Here is a 17,535-nt window from a genome sequence, read left to right on the forward strand (position 1 = left end):
TCGCGACTGACGGGATGCTGCGAACCTGCCCGCCTCCCTGCTTCCCCTTTTCCCGGCCGCACTTTCATCGCGCCGGTTGATCCGCTTACCGCGCCGCCGACGACGGCAGCCCGGCATCCGTCTGCCGGCGCCGGTACGCGCTGTCGCGCGTCGCGAGCCAGTAGTACAGCGGCGACGTCAGCAGCAGCCCGACGAGCCACGACAGGTCGGCGCCGCCGAGATGGGCGGGAATCGGGCCCGCATACATCGGCGTGTTCATGAACGGAATCTGCACGACGATCCCGATCGCATACGCGAGCAGCGCCTGCGGATTGAAGCGACCGTACACGCCGCCGTCCGCCATGAAGATCGACTGGATGTCGTACTTGCCCTTGTGGATCACGTAGAAGTCGATCAGGTTGATCGCCGTCCACGGCACCAGCACGACGAGCAGCGCGAGCACGAGATCGACGAGATTGCCGACGAAGTTCGTCGACGCGCCGATCGCCGCGTAGCAGCATGCAACGAAGATCACCACCGACACCACCGCGCGCGTCTTCGCGGTCGGAATCCATTTGTACGCGAAGGTCTGCACCGACGTGATGACCGCCAGCACCGCGCCGTACAGGTTCAGCGCGTTGTGGCTGATCACGCTCAGCAGGAACAGCACCAGCATCAGCGGGCCGAGCGGGCCGGTCGCCTGCTTGACCGCATCCATCGTGTCCGCGCCGGCCGGTACCGCGAGCACCGCGACCGCGCCGAAGATGAACGCGAGCGTCGAGCCGACCGTGCAGCCGAGATAGGTCGCCCAGAACGTCGACGCGACGCCGACGTCCTCCGGCAGGTAGCGCGAATAGTCCGACACGTAGGGCGCGAACGCGATCTGCCACAACGCGGACAGCGACACCGTCGCAAGCCACCCGGCGAAGTCGAAGCCGCCGCGCGTGAGGAAATCGGCCGTGTTCACATGCGACAGGATCATCCAGAAGCCGACGACAATGCCGGCGCCGAGCACCCAGGTACCGATCCGGTTCAGGATGTGGATGAACCGGTAGCCGACGATCCCGATCAGCCCGGAACCCACCGCGCCGATCACGATGCCGACGGGCACCGGCACCGACGACGCGATGCCGTGCACCGACTTGCCGGCCAGCACGATGTTCGACGCGAAGAAGCCGACGTACATCACCGCCGCGATCACCGTGACCAGCAGCGCGCCCCACGAGCCGAACTGCGCACGGCTCTGGATCATCTGCGGGATGCCCATCTGCGGTCCCTGCGCCGAATGCAGCGCCATCAGCACGCCGCCGACCGCCTGGCCGACCACGATCGCGACGATCGCCCACATCAGGTTCAGGTGAAAGAGCTGCACGCCGAGCGCGCCGGTCACGATCGGCAGCGGCGCGATGTTGCCGCCGAACCAGAGCGTGAACAGGTCGCGCACCTTGCCGTGGCGTTCTGCGGGCGGCACGTAGCCGATCGTGTGTTTCTCTATCATGGGGGACGCGTTGCGGTCCGCGGTCGTCATGGCGAAGTCTCCTGTCGTGCGCGCCGATGCGCGCGTGCCGTTTCAGCCGGCGCGCGACGGGGCGCGCGCCTGCAATCGGGTCCGGATGCGCTGGCGAGTTCGCCGTGCATGCGCGCGACGTCGTCGACCGACACGCAGACACACGACGCGTGCGGGGACGGATGCTTTCCCGCCGGCGCATGCGCGCTTTTGTCGCGATCCGGATTGGAGACGATGGTGCGCCACGCATGCGGCGACCGGAAAATACTAAAAATATTTCCGAGACATACGAAAAAGCTCTGCAGCGGCAATTTCTGCGCGGCACTTCTTCCGGTAAGGTGCTACGCGAAACAATGGACAGAACGCGCCCCGGGCCGGCATGCGCCCGGGGCCCGGTATCAGAGGTGCTCGTGGCTCACTACACTTTGCGGCAACTGAAATATTTCGTGACGACCGTGGAATCGGGCAGCGTCGCCGAGGCGTCGCGCCAGCTCTTCATCGCGCAGCCGTCGATCTCCAGCGCGATCAAGGGGCTCGAGGAAAGCTTCGGCGTGAAGCTGTTCATCCGTCATCATGCGCAGGGCGTGTCGCTGACGCCTTCCGGCACGCGTTTTTACCGGAAGGCGCAGGAACTGCTGCGCATCGCGCACGAGTTCGAACAGAATGCGCTCGCCGACAACGACGTCATCACCGGGCAGATCGACATCGGCTGTTTCGAGACCGTCGCGCCGCTCTATCTGCCGCAGTTGATCGCGGGCTTTCGGGAGCGCTTTCCGGGTGTCAACATCCGACTGCGCGACGGCGACCAGCAGGAACTCGTGCAGGGCCTGACGGCCGGCACCTTCGATCTTGCGTTCCTGTACGACCACGATCTCGACGGCACGATCGAAACCGAGCCGCTGATGCCGGCGCAACAGCCGTACGTGCTGCTGCCGGAGAACCACCGGTTCGCGGACCAGTCGCACGTATCGCTGCGCGATCTCAGCGTCGAGCCGATGATCCTGCTCGACGTGCTGCCGAGCCGCACCTACTTCGTCAGCCTGTTTCACGAGCTCGGGCTCACGCCGAACATCGTGTTCGCTTCGCCTTCGATCGAGATGGTGCGCGGGATGGTCGGTCAGGGGTTCGGCTTCTCGCTGCTCGTCACGCGGCCGCACTCCGAATACACGTACGACGGCCGGCGCGTCGTGACGATCGCCCTGAGCGAAACGGTGAGTCCGTCCGGGCTGGTGAGCGCACGGCTCAAGCGCGGGCAGCTCACGAAGCAGGCGCAGTCGTTCGTCGAGTTCTGCCGCGAGCGGCTTGCGCAGATCGTCGCGGAATCGGCGCGATAACCACGCCGCTGCGCACGCGCCGCAAAGCGGCCGCGTGCGGTTTGCGTCCCCGCGGCCGGATCAGGATCAACCCGCCGAAGCGAGGTAAGTCGCAAGACGGCCCAGCATCGCGTCGCACCCGTGCAGCTGGTCGAGCGTGACGAACTCGTCGGGCTTGTGCCCCTGGTCCATGCTGCCCGGGCCGCACACGACGGTCGGAATACCGGCCTGCCCGAACAGCCCGCCCTCGGTGCCGAACGCGACCGTACCGAATGCGTCGGAGCCACTCAGCATCGCGAGCAGTCGCGCGGCTTCACTGTCCGGCGGCGTCGCGAGCCCCGGATACGCGCCGAGCGGGTGCAGACGGATATCGGTATCGGGCTGCACCGCCCGCATCTTCGGCAGCAGTTCGGATTCCGCATAATCCTGCAGCTTTCTCGGTACGTCGTGCGCGTCGAATGCCGGCAGCGCCCGCACCTCGAAATCGAATTCGCATTCGGCCGGCACGATGTTCAGCGCGCGGCCGCCCTTGATCAGCCCGGCCTGCACGGTCGAGAACGGCGGATCGAAGCGGCTGTCGTGATGCTCGGGCCGCGCGAGCGCCGCGCCGATCTCGCCGAGCCGGCCGATCAGCTTCGCCGCGTAGTCGATCGCGTTGACGCCCAGCGGCGCGTACGCCGAGTGACACGCGGCCCCCTTCACGTGACAGCGCATCGCGAGCTTGCCCTTGTGCCCGAGCACCGGCTTCAAGTCGGTCGGCTCGCCGATCAGGCACAGGCGCGGGCGATGCTCGCGGGCGGCCAGCGCATCGAGCATCGGCCGCACGCCGAGACAGCCGACTTCCTCGTCATACGAAAGCACGAGATGCACCGGCACGCTCAACGGCCGCGCGACGAACGCCGGCACGGCCGCGAGCACCGACGCGATGAAGCCCTTCATGTCGGCCGTGCCGCGCCCGTACAGCCGGCCGTCGCGCTCGGTCATCCGGAACGGCTCGACCGTCCATGCCTGACCGTCGACCGGCACCACGTCGGTATGGCCCGACAGCGCGATGCCGCCGCGATCGCGCGGCCCGATCGTCGCGTACAGGCTCGCCTTCGTGCGCTCCGCGTTGTAGAACAGCTCGCTCGCGACGCCGTGTCCGTCGAGGTAATCGCGGATGAATTCGATCATCGCGAGATTCGAATCGCGGCTGACCGTCGCGAAACCGATCAACCGTTCGAGCAATGCGCGGCTCGACATGTCACTCATCGCCCGGCACTCCGTAGCTCGGCGCGGCGGTCGGGTTCAGCGCACGTGTCTGGTAATCCTGCATCTGCGGGCGATACGCGTGCCACAGCGCATCCAGTTGCCCGATCGGATCGGCGTCTGCCCAGTCGACGCGCAGGTCGACGATCGGCCAGGTCACGTCGCCCGCCACCTGCAGCGCGGCCGAATGCACCGGCCCGGCCTCGCCGCCCGCCGCGATCGCCGCGTGCATCGCGGCGAGCAGCCGGTCGGCCAGCAGCCCGGGCGCCTGCTCGAACGCACGTACCATCGCGTCGATCACGCCCGGCGCGGCCAGCAGGTTGCCGGCCGCCACGCATTGCTCGCCCTGCACCGCATGGTGCGTGCCGAGCGCTTCCTTGCCGGTGAAGCACGCGGTCTGCCCCTGCCCGTCGATCACCGTGACCTGCCGGTACTGGCTCCAGCCATTCGCGCTAAGCGCTCGGTCGAGCGCGGCGGCCGGCGCGAGCTGCCGGTGCTCGATCAGATCGAGGATCTGCGGACCGAGCGCCGGCAGCGTGACGTTCTGCGTCGCGACCGCGCCGACGCCCGCGCGCACCCACGGGCAGCGCGCGCCCACCGCGATGCTCGACGAGCTGATCGCGATCCCGAGCTGTCCCGTTTCCGGGCAGCGTCCGACGATGGAGAAAGTCATCTCGCCTCCGGTGCGCGATTCGGCTGCCAGTTGTCCGGGATCACCGCGATCACGTCGATTTCCATCAGCCACTGCGGCTGGCCGAGCGCCGAGACGACGAGCCCGGTCGAAATCGGATAGACGCCTTTCAGCCACTTGCCGACTTCCTGGTACACGGGCTCGCGATAGCGCGGGTCGATCAGGTAGGTCGTCGTCTTCACGATGTGCGTGATGTCGCTGCCGGCTTCCTCCAGCAGCTGCTTCACGTTCTTCATCGCCTGCTCGGCCTGCGCACGCGGATCGCCGAGGCCGATCAGGTTGCCGTCGAAATCGGTGCCGACCTGGCCGCGCACATAGACGGTATTGCCGGCGCGCACGGCCTGACACAGGTCGTTGTCGAGCGTCTGGTTCGGGTAGGTATCCTTCGTGTTGAACATGCGGATACGGGTATGGGTAGGCTGGCTCATCGAGGTCCTTCGATCGTCGGTGTGTTCGCCGGCCGCGCCGCGAGCAGTCGCGGCGCGGGCGAGTTCAGGTTGTAGCGGGGTAGCCGGATCATCGCGTCCCGGTTTCGCGCGTGGCGCGGATCGTGACGCGAACGCGCGTCAGTCGATCGCATCGACGAGCGGACGGGCATCCGCCGGCTCCGTGCGCGATGCGTCGCCGTGCCATGTGCGCGCTTGAAGGCGGCGCTGCGACGCGTCGTGATAGTCGAGGTACTTGCGCTGCGTGACGATGTGGTCGGCGATGTGTTTCGCGTCGTGCCACACACCCCAGATAAAGCTGGAGCCGCGTCGCGACAGCCACGGCAGGCCGAGGAAATAGATGCCCGGCTCCTTCGACACGCCGCGTTGATGCTGCGGCTTGCCGTTCGCGCCGAACGCGTCGACGTTCAGCCAGCCGTAGTCGACCGCATAGCCCGTCGCCCAGACGATCGACGTGACGCCTGCGGCGGCCAGGTCGAGCGTGAGGATCGGCCGCGTGACGCAATCGGGATCCGGCAGGATGCGGCGCGCTTCGGGTTCTTCGGGCAGGTCGAGGCCGTTGCGGATCGCATACGCGTCGGCCGCGTCGAGCAGAGAGAGGTAGTTCTCGTCGCCGCGTGCGAGATTGACGGCGAGATCGGGTTCGAACACGGCGACGCCCCCGTCGAACGACTTCGTCAACCCGACGAGCGTCACGCCCTGGTGCGCGAGTGCGCGGAAATCGACCGTATGACCGCCGCGCGCACCGCTCACCGCGATCGTCACGTGTTCGCGTCCGGGCGTCGCGACTTCCTTGTCCCATTCGCCGAGCACGCCGAGCCACCAGCAGAAGTCGCGGCCCCGATACGCGCGCGGCGGACGGTCATGCGGGCCGACCGACAGGTAGACCTGCCGGCCCGCGCGCTGCAGTTCGTCGGCGATCTGCACGCCCGACGAACCGGCGCCGACCACCAGCACCGCACCGTCCGGCAATTGCGCGGGGTTGCGATAATCGGCCGAGTGGATTTGCACGAGGCCGGCGTCGTCCGGCGCGATCGGCGGGATGACCGGGCGCTGGAACGGGCCCGTTGCGACGACCACGCGAGTTGCCTCGATCGTGCCGTCCGAAGTGTCGACGATGAAGCCCGGCTTGCCCGTGTTGCGCACGACGTTCTTCACTTCGACGCCGGTGCGGATCGGCGCGTTGAACTTGCGCGCATAGGCTTCGAAGTAGTCGGCGACCTGGTCCTTCGATGCGAACGCATCGGGATCGAGGCCGTCGAATTCGAGCCCCGGAAAACGGTCGTGCCACGCGGGGCCGTTCGCGACCAGCGAATCCCAGCGCCCGGTGCGCCAGCGCTCGGCGATGCGGTCGCGCTCCAGCACGAGATGCGGCACGCCCAGCTTGCCCAGGTGCTCGCTCATGGCCACGCCGGCCTGACCGGCCCCGACGACCAGCGTATCGATTGAGGTTGTTTCCACTGCCACGGCTGTCTCCTTGAAGTGCGGCTCGCTGCGATGCGGGTGTCGTCGCGCGAGGAGGAATGGAGACATTCTGCTTACAGGTCAGCGTGGGCGAAATGATGTTTTTTGTGGTTGTTGACGAGAAAAATGCTGGGGGCGGGGGTGGCTAGCGGTCCGGGCATACAGCGCCTCGCCGGACGCGGGCGACTCGCCACTCGCCGCTGACGTAATACTTCCCCGTCGGATCGCAGGGCGTCGGAATGCCGGGTTTCATCCGCCCTTCGGCAACCTGAACCGCATGCTCGGAAGCACGAGCGACGGCTTCGCCTTGAGCGCACGCATTCACCGGATCGAACATCGCGTTCCAATGTTCGCGCTCGGCGGCCTTCGTCCACAGCCCGACTGCCGCCGTCGTCGCGCCGATTTGGCGCTGATCGGGGAACGCGCCTGCAAATGCTTGGGCTGGCCGCTCGAGTGTTCCCCGGACAATTCTTGACCATGTGCGCGCAGTCGAACTGATACGATACGCGTCGCCTAGGCCTGCGCGATGCGTGCTCAGGCCGATCGATCGTTCCCTTTTTCGATCCTTCTGCGTGAATCGCAGGCTGCGCCGGATCCCGGCCCAGCCGCCTCTCGCTGAATCCAGCAGCATCCCGGCGCCCACCCGGCCCCGTTGCAGCAACCGTTGAAGTGGCGCACATTGCGCCTGCAATCATGAAGAAACTGAAGCAGCACATTCGCACCCTGAGCGAGATCGACCGCACGCCGGTGATGCGCGTCTGCGCGCTGCTGCTGATGGCCGCCCTGCTGTACCTGCTATGGCCGTCAGCCGAAGTCGCGCGCCTTGCGCTGGAATCGGTCGTGCGCTGACGCACGGCTCGACGCCGCTGCGCTATACTCGCGCCATGCAAACCCAACCTGCCTCGCCGATCCTGCACCACTGGTGGCGCGCCTGACCCAGGCGGCCCGTTTCTGTTTGCATGTCCCGAACGTGATGCCGCCAGCCATGGCGGCATTGTCGTTTCTGCGCTCACGTCATGGCTGGCGGCTTCGATAACCCGGAGCCCATCCACACCATGACGCACCCGACCCGACCGACCATCCTCACCGGCGACCGCACGACCGGCCCGCTCCATCTCGGCCATTACATCGGCTCGCTGCGCGCGCGCGTGCAGATGCAGCACGAGGCAACGCAGTTCCTGCTGCTCGCCGACACGCAGGCGCTGACCGACAACATGGGCCGCCGCCAGCGTGTCACCGAAAACGTGATCGAAGTCGCGCTCGACTACCTGGCCGTCGGCATCGATCCGGCCATCTCGACGATCGTCGTCCAGTCGCAAGTGCCCGAGTTGGCCGAGCTGTCGCAATACCTGCTCAACCTCGTGACGGTCGCGCGCCTCGAGCGCAATCCGACCATCAAGGAAGAGATCCGCCTGCGCGGCTTCGAACGCGACATCCCGGCCGGCTTCCTGACCTATCCCGTGAGCCAGGCGGCCGACATCACCGCGTTCAAGGCGACGCACGTGCCGGTCGGCGACGATCAGTTGCCGATGATCGAACAGACCAACGAACTCGTGCGCCGCTTCAACGCGACGGTCGACAAGCCGGTGCTGGTCGAATGCGAGGCCGTGCTGTCGGCGGTCACGCGGCTGCCCGGCATCGACGGCAAGGCGAAGATGAGCAAGTCGCTCGGCAACGCGATCACGCTCGGCTCGACGCCCGACGAGATCGCGCAGGCCGTCAAGAACATGTACACCGATCCGAACCACCTGCGCGTGAGCGATCCCGGCCAGGTCGAAGGCAACGTCGTGTTCACGTTCCTCGACGCGTTCGAACCCGACGTGCAGAAGGTCGACGAACTGAAGGCGCACTATCGCCGTGGCGGCCTCGGCGACAGCGTCGTGAAGCGCATGCTGAACGAGCGGCTGCAGGCGCTGATCGAGCCGATTCGTGCGCGTCGTCGCGAATTCGAGGCGGACAAGGCGGAGGTGATGGCGATCCTCAAGCGCGGCACGATGCATGCGCGAGAGGTGGCGGGGGCGACGCTGGCCGAGGTGAAAGGCGCGATGGGTCTGACGTATTTCGAGTGAGCCGTCGCATCGCACGGCACGGCCGTCTTCACCGGACTTCAATGACCGCAGCATCGTGCCCGGAGAAAATAGTCGACAACCCTGATCTTAGTCTGCAACAGTCCGTCACGGTCTTTCCAAGGGGAAGCCAGGATGCCACTCCTCCGGCGTCAGAGTGGAAGGGCCGCGCCCTGGAGATTTCGCATCCATCTTGGCCGGACGCGCACCGGCAAATCCCGTTGCGCGTTTCAACATCCGCCGGCGAGCGATCTGCTCAAGTGTTACGCTCGGTTCGAATTCTGATGACCACATCGAATAACAACGACATTGAACGATCCACCGCGGGGAAACATATGGCAATGCTAGGGAACAGTCTGATCGGAATAGGCGTGCTCGCATCACTGATCGGCATCGGCGGCTTTATCGACACACGCAAGGTCGACCGACGGTTCAAGACCGGATACAAAAATAACGAACCGGATCTCAGGAATTTCGGCCTTTCCTGCAAAATCCTGTTGAGCGGCATCGGGCTGTTTCTGGTCGGCCTGACGGCCAATCGCATCCTGGATCCAGGAAGCGCGCCGATTCGTTCGCTGCAGCCGCAGACTGAAACAAGCGCCAAGGCCGGAAACGAACGGGGCATAACACCTGCGAATATCACTCAACCCGAGCACGAAGACTCGCCGCCCGCCGGAATCCACGCGTCACCTCGATCGATACCCGATATGTCAGGCCCAACAGGCACATCATCCGAAATATCCGCCCATCCCAACGACACTTCCGACGCCTTTGCCAATCGCGTCGTCCCGACGCGAACTTTCGTTACCAGCTTCGATTGTTTGCAAGCCACCTACGACGACGAACAGGCCATCTGCCACGACCCTGGTCTGGCAGCGATGGACAGAAGGCTGGCTCAGCTGTATTCAACCGCACTGCAAAACATCTCCGACAAGGAAGCCCTGCGGCAATCCGAATCGGACTGGATCACCGCACGACATCAATGCGGCAAGGATCTCGACTGTCTACGCCGCGCGTACGGTGAGCGGATTGGCCAGTTCGTCGGCTCGCTCGGCTCCCGGCCCCCGCTTTCCGTGGAAGGAAACTAGCTTTGCGCGTGCGCGAACGAATCGCGCGCGATACCCGGACGTCTGGCGTGCCGTCGCCTGCCGCCGCTCACCCCATGGTCCGCTGGCCCGCTTCCGTGCCCGACATGTCGTCCGTCTCGGCAACGACCTTGAGCGGCACCTCGCCGACCCCCATCGCACGTTCGATCAGCAGATCGTCGCCATGTTGCGCAAGCAGCGCTTGCAGTCGATCGAAGTCGCCGCACCAAAGCGTCTCGACGTCCTTGTCGCGGGCGACGTCGCGACTGGCGACGAGAGACACCGCCCGAACCTGCAGACGACCCGCTTGGGCCTGACCGCCGACTTCGACACCATAACCCGGTAGCGACGGCTTCTTGACGACGACGCGACCGTCCTTCGCCCACGCGGTCGTCATGCCCTCGTGCACGTCGTAGCCCAATCGCGCCAGGCCGCCCAGGATCGCGTTGCGCCGAGCCATCGCTGCTCGTTCCTGTCGCATCTGCGCGATCAAGTCCTGACCGGTTCGGGTCAATTCGGCGACGACATCCGGCAACGTCGTGGTGTCGCACTGCCGAGCGCGATCGACGAACGCCACTGTCGCCGCCGTGTCGTACGCACTCATCTCGGCCGTCAATTCCTTCAGTACCGTGATGGCCGCCCGACGTGCGCGAGCCGTCTCGATCGCATTCGACAGATCTAGGATCAGGCTGTCGAGCAACAGATTTCGCCGCGCGTCGTTCGTCTCGTCATCGAGCCCGTCCAGCCTCGACGAGAAACCAGCGACTTCCCGCGCCTCCAGGAACACTCGCGCTTCCCCGATCTGCCGATCGAGACGGTCAAGCGCCGGATCGCGAGACGCAGTCGACTGCGCCGCTTTCCACGCCTGCAAGTCGGCCGAAGTTTCGGCCGGCATCAGGCGATTCGCCAGTGTCCGTTGCGCTTCGTCAAGCGTACGCTCCACATTCGGTGTCAGCAGCGCATACCCTTGCGCCAGCAACACATCGGCATGCTCGAGCACAGCACCCGAACGCAAACGATCAAGTTGACTACGAAGCTCGATCGGAATCTCGATGCCTTTCCCATCGAGCGCGGCAAGCAACGTCATGGCGCCGTGCCGGCCCTGCCTGCGCCGTTTCGCCGCCTGTTCAGCCCGACCCACCGCCTCCAGTTGACGTCGAGCGAGATCCGCCTTCAGGAAAGCGATCTCGTCGGGCACCTTCTTCTGTAAATCCATGAATGCGTCAGCCGCAATCAATGCCGCCAGCGCGGCGCGGCGTGCACGGGTCGCCGCGATCTCTTCGTCCGACAACATGCCGATATGTGTGCCCTCTGCAACCCACATGGCAATGGTCTGGTCGAGGCGCTGCAAATGTCCTTCGCAGATCGCGACGATCTCCTCGCGCGTCACGATTCGGACGACCTTTGGTCCGCTCATGCCACCACCTCCTGGCTCAAGGCAAGCTCCACCGCGGCTTTCAAGCGCGCCTTCTCTGCTTCCGGTTCGTGGTACCACGCCTGCGACGAAACCCGGTGCAGTTTCGGAATGGCTCGCCCCAGAACTGACGGGCGCCAGATTTCCCGGGCCCGCGCGTGCTCGAGCAAGGGATGGCGCGGTGCATCGCACTCGATGCCGATCGAATACAGGCCGGTTCTCGGGTCTGCGATTGCGAAATCGAGCCCGAACGCATCCCCCTCCTGAGCAGGGACAGGTGACAGCCCAAGCCCATGCAGATAGGCAAGAACATCCTCGGCGAATCCGTCGATCGCGGCGGCCTGCCCCAACTTCGCATGCGCCCGCTCACTGCTCATTCGACCAAGCAATGCGCGGCCGGCGGACAGTTCGCCGTTTGACATCGCACGTGCATATTCCATATAGCCCTGAAGATAATCGCGCGGAATCGCCGGCTTGCGTTGCGTGCTCAGCATGTCGGAAATCTCGCGAATAGGCATCGACGTGATCAGCACGACCTTGTGCCGAGCACGCGTAACGGCCACATTCAGGCGTCGCTCGCCACCGCTCTGGCCGAGCACGCCAAACAGGCGCCGGAAGGTTCCCTGACCATTCCGTCCAAAAGTCGTGGAAAAGACGATGATGTCTCGTTCGTCGCCCTGAACATTCTCGACGTTCTTGACGAATACCGCCATGTCCTCACCGCGATCGGTCCGTTCCAGCTCTTCACGATAGTGCTCTCGAAATGCATCGTCGTCTTCCGCTCGTTGTTCCAGTCGCTCCTGGATCAGGTCGGCCTGCTTACGGTTGAACGTGACCACCCCCACGGACGGCCGCAGTGCGTACGGCTGTTGCCATAGTTGCGCCAGATAGGCCACTACGCGGTCCGCCTCGTCGCTGTTGGTCTGCTGTTCGTAAAGTCCATTCACCTGGATGAGTTCGAGCGGCTTGGCCTGGCGCACCGTCGCATCCGGATGGCGGACCGGCACACTGAGATTGTTCTCATAGAACGCGGCGTTCGAATAGCCGATCAATTCGCGATAGGCCGAGCGATAGTGGATTTGCAGCGTCGAGACAGGCAGCGCGCTGCGCGCAAGTTGCAGCAGGTCAGGGCAGTCCTTGATCTCGCGCCGATTCCAGGTGTCTTCGAAACGCTCGCGCTCGTCGTCCGTCGCTGCTTCGTCTGGTAGCTCGCCATCGAATATTTCCGTCTCGTCGCTATCGGCTCGACTGGAAAAGAATGCCGTCGGCGGCATTTGCTTCTCATCGCCGCTCACGATGGACACGTTGCCCCGGAACAGCGTCGGAATGGCGAACTCGACGGGCATCTGAGATGCCTCGTCGTAGACGACGGAATCGAATAGCCCCGATTTCAGCGGCAGCACGCGACTCGCAACATCGGGATTCATCAGCCAAATCGGTCGCAGCGCCATCAACCCGAGCCCGGTCCCCAGCTCGATGAATTCGCGCAGGCGCCGCGAGCGTCGGCCAGTCAGGCGCGTTACGTCTTCCCAATCGCGCACGGAGCCGAGCTTGCCCCGATCGATGCCATTGCGCAGCAATTCTCGATTCAAGCGACGCATTTCCTCGTCGGCAGCCGCGAGTGCCTCGATTTTCGCGGCGGTTTCACTCTGATCGAGCAGTAACTCGGGCGTGTCGTGCTCCATGCGGCGCTTCCATCCGAGTCGTGCCTCACGGTTGATCGAGCGTCGCACCGTTTCGTCAAGGTGTTCGGGCAACACACGCGTCAACGCGTCCTCGTGATCACGCATGATGGCAAACACGTCGAGCGCCTCGGCAGTGACATGTCGTGCCCGGGTGCGGAACTGCTGATAGGCCACCAATGTCGGCAAGGCATCGCCGATTCGGTTCAACGGCGCCTGATAACTGACGTTGTCGGCAATCGCCTGCCGACAGGCAGCCAGCAGTTCGTCCGAAAACCATTCCTCGAGCGGCATCAGTGCCTGAAGACTATGCGAACGCGCATTGTGGCGTACGAATGCGGTCTCGAAACCATCGAGCAACTGTTCGACCGGCGCGCGGTCTCCGGACATCACGGCCGAGTCGAACTCGTCACCGCGCGGGGCAATCGCAAGATGTTGCGCGAGCTCGCGGATTTCCTCGAGTTGACGCAATCGCGCATGACAGATCTCGACGAGTGCGGGTCCGCAGGTGGGTTCGACCACCTCGAGATGCAATGCCCTGCCGATCGTATTCAACGTGTCCCGGAGTGGACGCCAAACCTTTTCCAGCCGCGCCGCCCCCAGCAGCTTGCGCAGCGTCTCGTCCGTCCCGGGCGCGCCGCAACTGGAGACGAACTTCATCAAGCGACCGCGCCGCAAATAAGTCGCGGGATTCAGTCTGCTCAACAAAGACGGGGCGCGAGTCGCCAACGCCGCCTGAGTCTCGAGTTTGCCGAGTTCGCGATCGGGCAGACGCGCAACAGCCTCCGACAGGACGGCATCGAAGTCACCGCTTCCGATCGCCAACAGATCGCGATGCAGGTCTCCAAGCGCCTGGTGGTACCGGTGACCTTCCGCGTCTGCTTGATCAGCCGGTCGAAACAACGGCAACCACTGCGCCAACCGTTTACGTTGCGTATCGTCCAGCGCGACCAGACGACTGGCGTTTGCATCGAGCCAAGCTCGATACGGGGCCGGATCGTCGACATCGAATCGCGCGGGATGCGCGGCAAGCGTTTCGATCCGCACGCGCTCCGCGTCACGGAAATTCCCGAAGGTCGTATTGAATGCTGCGATTGTGGCGGCGTCGGTCGCGAATGACTTCAACTGCGCCAGTGCGCTGCCTTCGAACCTGGACGGCAGCCAGTAGCGTGCCAGCGGTGCGCAGTGCTCCTCCAGCGTTGTCAGTGCGGCAATATCGAGTGTGCCGAGCCTCGTACGCAATCGCGGCATGTCGACGGGTGCGGTGCCCGCCTCGAGCTGAATCAATTCCCCGAGCAGTGCCCGATAGCTGAGGCCGGTCGATTCGTCTACGCGATGAAGCGCCTCGTGATGACGATCCAGTTCACCCTCGAGCGCTTCGATGCGTGCGGCCATGCGTTCACGCTGGCGCATCGAGCCGCGATCGGACGCGGTACCGCGAAAAATCGCATCCAGTTGCTCGCGGACTGCCCGGATCGTCGGCTCCCGATCCTTGTTGACGTCATTGACCATCACGATACGATCACCCAGCCCTTCCGCGACGAGGCGCTTGCGAACGACTTCCAGCGCAGCATGCTTCTGGCAAACAATCAGCAGGCTCCGGCCCCGTCCGATCGCGTCGGCAACCATGTTGACGATCGTCTGGCTCTTTCCGGTACCGGGCGGCCCTTCAACCAGCAATCCGGGCCCGCGGCGCGCCTGCAGAATGGCCGTTTCCTGCGAAGGATCGCTCGCAACGGTCAGGAATCGGTCGAGTTCGGCCGGGGTCGCGTCCGATCCGTCGTACGCCGATTTGTCCTTGAGCCTGAGCATCGACTCGAGCGCGGTACCGGACGGCGAGAGCTGCTTGAGTTGACGAAGATCCTCGCCAATGGCCTGACCGGCGAAATCGACGTGAAACAGCACACCGGCACAGGCGATGCGCATTGCGCCGACCGACACATCGAGGGTCGGCGGCGGCAGCGCACCAAGCTTTCGACTGTCCACATCGGCCAGCAAGCCGAACGCGTCGACGACGTCGGCGGCCTTCAGCGCCGAGCGCCCGAGCACCTCGTCGGCCGCGACGCGCCATGCCTTCACGGCGTCGCGCCCCAGCAGGCCCTCGAGCGCCGGATTCAGGCGAACCTCTTCACGCTCGCCGTCGAAGGCCATTGCAACCTGCCCGCGCGTGCCAAGTTCCATCAACAGCCTGACCGGCCACAACAGGATGGGCGCGATGCGAGGGCGCGTGGTGCTGCGATGATCCTTGTAAAGCAGGAACGGGAAACCCAGATAGAGGCCGTCGATGCCAGTGTCCCGCTTATACAGCGAAGTCTGCCGGTACAGCGCGTGCAACCTGCCTTCGATCGTCCCGCCAGCGCCAAACACGGCCGGGTCCACCGACACCGTCTGGACGTTGCGCTGGAGTAGATGGTCAAGCAGCGCGGCGCTGGCGAACCGCTCGCCATTCAGTTCGTGAAGATCGACTCTCCCCGTCGTCTTCCCGATGGTCATCCTGACCAGCGGACCACGCAACACCGTGGTGGCCACTTTTTTCTCGAAGAAATCGAGAATCTGCGACACGTACTGCTGCTTCTGCGGCTCGAGCCACTGTTCCGCGGGGACGGACAACAGCACGACAACCTCATGCAGCGGCAGGCGACGCTCCAGCCGGAACTGCTCCGCCCAGTCGTCGATCGTCGGGTTACCGGTCCGCGCGAATCCGGCGATCCGATCGTCGACGGCCCGGAACAGCTCGGCGCGCGGCAGCGCCAGGGCGGCGCGGGCCGCCTGGCGATCGAATATCAGAATCTGTTCTCGTTCCGCGATGGCTGCCGCCTGCTCGAGAATCTCGTCAACCGATCGGAACTGGGAAATCGCCGCGCTCAACAGGACAATGAGATCTTCCTCGCTATGGACGCGGCGCTCCGATAGCGACAACAAACCGTGGTGACTCGAGTCCGGCAGCAACAAACGCCGCTCTTCCCACTGCGCCGCCAACAGCGCGCGCGACGTGGAAAGCAGCGCGATACGGAGCATGTCCTCGTTGAGTTCGATGCCAAGCTGGTCTGCCCGGTGCCGCACTTCCCCGGCTCGCGAACGCAAGCGCGACAGCCAGCTTTCCGCCCCGATCCGTTCCAGGAACGCGGGTACAGGCCCGGTTATCAGGTCGTAGCCCTCCAGCGGGTTTTGCAACAGCCAGCCGGGCGTGACGATATCGCCACGCAGAATAAGCGGCATTTCGGCATTCAACAGCTTGAGCGCGATCATCAAGCGACAATCGTCATCGACGCCGTCGAGTTGGACCACCTGTCGCAGGCCGGCGAGCGTCTTCGCGCCGACTCCTGCCTGTTCGGCCCACGTGATGATGACGCCGCGATTCAGGTGATCGCGTGCCGCCTCCCAATTCTCGCGCTCCGCCGCGGCCAGTGCGAAGACAGCCGGCCTGCGATATTGCCGCCCCGCCAACGCGATGCTCGCACCTTCGCCGCCATCGGAGTCGACCGTCATCGCCGACGGCGCCTCTACCGGGTTGCCGTCCAGCCAGGCTTTGACCTGGGGCCACTGCCAGCGTTGATGCCGGTCACGCGCCAACAAGCCACGCAGCAGCAAATGAAGTGACGGCTCCAGGTCGTCCGGCAGCGCGACGCCATTGGCCAGCACATGAATCAGAAAGGCACGCGGATTGATGTCCTCGAAGCAGCGGCCATCGGTAAGCTGCTCCAGCAGGATCATGCCGAGGCTCCACCAGTCGGACGCTGCGGCAACACCGCCGGCGATAGCCTCCGGCGCCATGTAGCGCGTCGTTTCGAGCGGCGAAACGATGTCGAGGTCGAACTCGGACAACCGTGCCGAACCGAAGCCGCTGATGACCAGATCCAGTGGTTCACGGCTGCGCACAAGCAGCGTTCCAGGCCGCAGATCGCGATGCCGCAGCCCTACTTCCGAAAATGCGTGCAGGATCCGCCCGAGCTCGTCGACCACGCGCCGGATCGTTGCAACATCGCGCACCGCGATGCCCAGATCCGCCAGCGTCCCACCGCTCAATTCTTCGGCCACTTCATACGCGCGTTGATCCCAGCGCCCGGTCGCAATGATTTCCGGCACATGCTCGCGCGGCAACCGGCGAATGACGTCGTAGACGGCCGGATCCGGCTCCGCCCCGGGCCGGTACAGCGTCAGAACCGCCTGTCGACCCGTTTCGTCCTGCTGCGCCGCGTAGCGTTCACGCACACCGTCCGTACTGGAAATCTGGTGCAATAATCGCCAGCCATCGATCCGCGTTTCTTCGCTCGGCGTCGTGTCCTCCGTCGTGCCGCCGTCCGGATCCGGGTGTGCGGTATCCAGCGCCCGCGGGCCCGAGTGCAAGGCTGGATCCGCGCCACATTCGAGGCACATCAGGTCGCCGTCGTTCATCGGATGGCCGTTCATGCATGCGAATGACGTTCGTGCAGCGGCACGGGACGCAACCGCTGCCGCCTCCTGGCTGAGGGCCTCGGCCGTGACCACATCCTGGGGACGCCAACCGGCGGCTCGGATCGGTACACTCGACAAATCCCAGTTGCAAGGAGCGCTGCCGACCGTGCCGGCACAAAACCACTCATCAACCGACCGCTCGGTCTGGCAATTCGGACAAAAACGCATCATGGCTGACATTTCCT

At 64.8% G+C, this 17,535-nt stretch carries 12 protein-coding genes; 4 read left to right on the forward strand and 8 right to left on the reverse strand.

Annotated elements, in window-relative coordinates; translation table 11 throughout:
• Window positions 1–85: 85 nt before the first annotated feature.
• A complete protein-coding gene (locus tag HW466_RS12810; RefSeq protein ID WP_059542220.1) occupies window positions 86–1,507 on the reverse strand; it encodes a purine-cytosine permease family protein in 1,422 nt (473 codons plus the stop codon).
• A 389-nt stretch (window positions 1,508–1,896) separates the two neighbouring features.
• On the opposite strand from HW466_RS12810, the gene HW466_RS12815 reads away from it, so the two are divergent.
• Entirely contained in the window at window positions 1,897–2,820 is a 924-nt protein-coding gene (locus tag HW466_RS12815; RefSeq protein WP_059505387.1) for a LysR substrate-binding domain-containing protein, read from the forward strand.
• Window positions 2,821–2,886: 66 nt separating this feature from the next.
• On the opposite strand, the gene argE is transcribed toward HW466_RS12815, so the two are convergent.
• From argE to HW466_RS12840, 5 genes are all read right to left on the reverse strand, one after another.
• Window positions 2,887–4,050, reverse strand: coding sequence for an acetylornithine deacetylase (argE, locus tag HW466_RS12820; RefSeq protein ID WP_151005192.1), 1,164 nt, complete (start codon window positions 4,048–4,050; stop codon window positions 2,887–2,889).
• The gene (locus HW466_RS12825; RefSeq protein ID WP_059768931.1) at window positions 4,043–4,720 is read right to left on the reverse strand and encodes a DUF1028 domain-containing protein; all 678 of its coding nucleotides are present in this window, start codon (window positions 4,718–4,720) and stop codon (window positions 4,043–4,045) included. Before HW466_RS12825 ends, argE begins: the two co-directional genes overlap by 8 nt.
• Window positions 4,717–5,166 carry a RidA family protein gene (locus tag HW466_RS12830; RefSeq protein WP_059505214.1) on the reverse strand — a complete coding sequence of 150 codons (450 nt, stop codon included), beginning with the start codon at window positions 5,164–5,166 and terminating at the stop codon, window positions 4,717–4,719. The genes HW466_RS12825 and HW466_RS12830 overlap by 4 nt, the downstream gene beginning before the upstream one ends.
• 138 nt (window positions 5,167–5,304) lie before the next feature.
• Complete coding sequence (locus HW466_RS12835; RefSeq protein ID WP_059979477.1) at window positions 5,305–6,651, reverse strand: flavin-containing monooxygenase; 1,347 nt, start codon at window positions 6,649–6,651, stop codon at window positions 5,305–5,307.
• 142 nt (window positions 6,652–6,793) lie between these two features.
• Window positions 6,794–7,279, reverse strand: coding sequence for a hypothetical protein (locus HW466_RS12840; protein WP_151004110.1), 486 nt, complete (start codon window positions 7,277–7,279; stop codon window positions 6,794–6,796).
• 62 nt (window positions 7,280–7,341) lie between these two features.
• Here HW466_RS12840 and HW466_RS12845 point away from each other — a divergent pair, with 62 nt between their 5' ends.
• The 3 genes from HW466_RS12845 (at window position 7,342) to HW466_RS12855 (ending at window position 9,802) form a co-directional block, all read left to right on the forward strand.
• Window positions 7,342–7,497, forward strand: a complete 156-nt coding sequence (locus HW466_RS12845; RefSeq protein ID WP_170296649.1) for a hypothetical protein — start codon at window positions 7,342–7,344, stop codon at window positions 7,495–7,497.
• Between the two features lie 206 nt (window positions 7,498–7,703).
• A complete protein-coding gene (trpS, locus tag HW466_RS12850; protein ID WP_151004108.1) occupies window positions 7,704–8,717 on the forward strand; it encodes a tryptophan--tRNA ligase in 1,014 nt (337 codons plus the stop codon).
• 281 nt (window positions 8,718–8,998) lie between these two features.
• Complete coding sequence (locus HW466_RS12855; protein ID WP_230943640.1) at window positions 8,999–9,802, forward strand: lysozyme inhibitor LprI family protein; 804 nt, start codon at window positions 8,999–9,001, stop codon at window positions 9,800–9,802.
• Between the two features lie 67 nt (window positions 9,803–9,869).
• Here HW466_RS12855 and HW466_RS12860 read toward each other — a convergent pair whose 3' ends face one another.
• Both HW466_RS12860 and HW466_RS12865 read right to left on the reverse strand, forming a co-directional pair.
• The gene (locus HW466_RS12860; protein WP_151004106.1) at window positions 9,870–11,216 is read right to left on the reverse strand and encodes a hypothetical protein; all 1,347 of its coding nucleotides are present in this window, start codon (window positions 11,214–11,216) and stop codon (window positions 9,870–9,872) included.
• Window positions 11,213–17,521, reverse strand: a complete 6,309-nt coding sequence (locus tag HW466_RS12865; protein ID WP_151004114.1) for an AAA domain-containing protein — start codon at window positions 17,519–17,521, stop codon at window positions 11,213–11,215. Before HW466_RS12865 ends, HW466_RS12860 begins: the two co-directional genes overlap by 4 nt.
• Window positions 17,522–17,535 lie beyond the last annotated feature (14 nt).

The organism is Burkholderia territorii (genome assembly GCF_902833055.1).
Lineage (GTDB): Bacteria > Pseudomonadota > Gammaproteobacteria > Burkholderiales > Burkholderiaceae > Burkholderia > Burkholderia territorii.

Bases quoted from the DNA above. Each gene is read 5' to 3' on its own strand.
- HW466_RS12810 (WP_059542220.1), bottom strand. From the start codon at position 1,507: ATGACGACCGCGGACCGCAACGCGTCCCCCATGATAGAGAAACACACG.
- argE (WP_151005192.1), bottom strand. From the start codon at position 4,050: ATGAGTGACATGTCGAGCCGCGCATTGCTCGAACGGTTGATCGGTTTC.
- HW466_RS12825 (WP_059768931.1), bottom strand. From the start codon at position 4,720: ATGACTTTCTCCATCGTCGGACGCTGCCCGGAAACGGGACAGCTCGGG.
- HW466_RS12830 (WP_059505214.1), bottom strand. From the start codon at position 5,166: ATGAGCCAGCCTACCCATACCCGTATCCGCATGTTCAACACGAAGGAT.
- HW466_RS12840 (WP_151004110.1), bottom strand. From the start codon at position 7,279: ATGCTGCTGGATTCAGCGAGAGGCGGCTGGGCCGGGATCCGGCGCAGC.
- HW466_RS12845 (WP_170296649.1), top strand. From the start codon at position 7,342: ATGAAGAAACTGAAGCAGCACATTCGCACCCTGAGCGAGATCGACCGC.
- trpS (WP_151004108.1), top strand. From the start codon at position 7,704: ATGACGCACCCGACCCGACCGACCATCCTCACCGGCGACCGCACGACC.
- HW466_RS12855 (WP_230943640.1), top strand. From the start codon at position 8,999: ATGACCACATCGAATAACAACGACATTGAACGATCCACCGCGGGGAAA.
- HW466_RS12860 (WP_151004106.1), bottom strand. From the start codon at position 11,216: ATGAGCGGACCAAAGGTCGTCCGAATCGTGACGCGCGAGGAGATCGTC.
- HW466_RS12865 (WP_151004114.1), bottom strand. From the start codon at position 17,521: ATGATGCGTTTTTGTCCGAATTGCCAGACCGAGCGGTCGGTTGATGAG.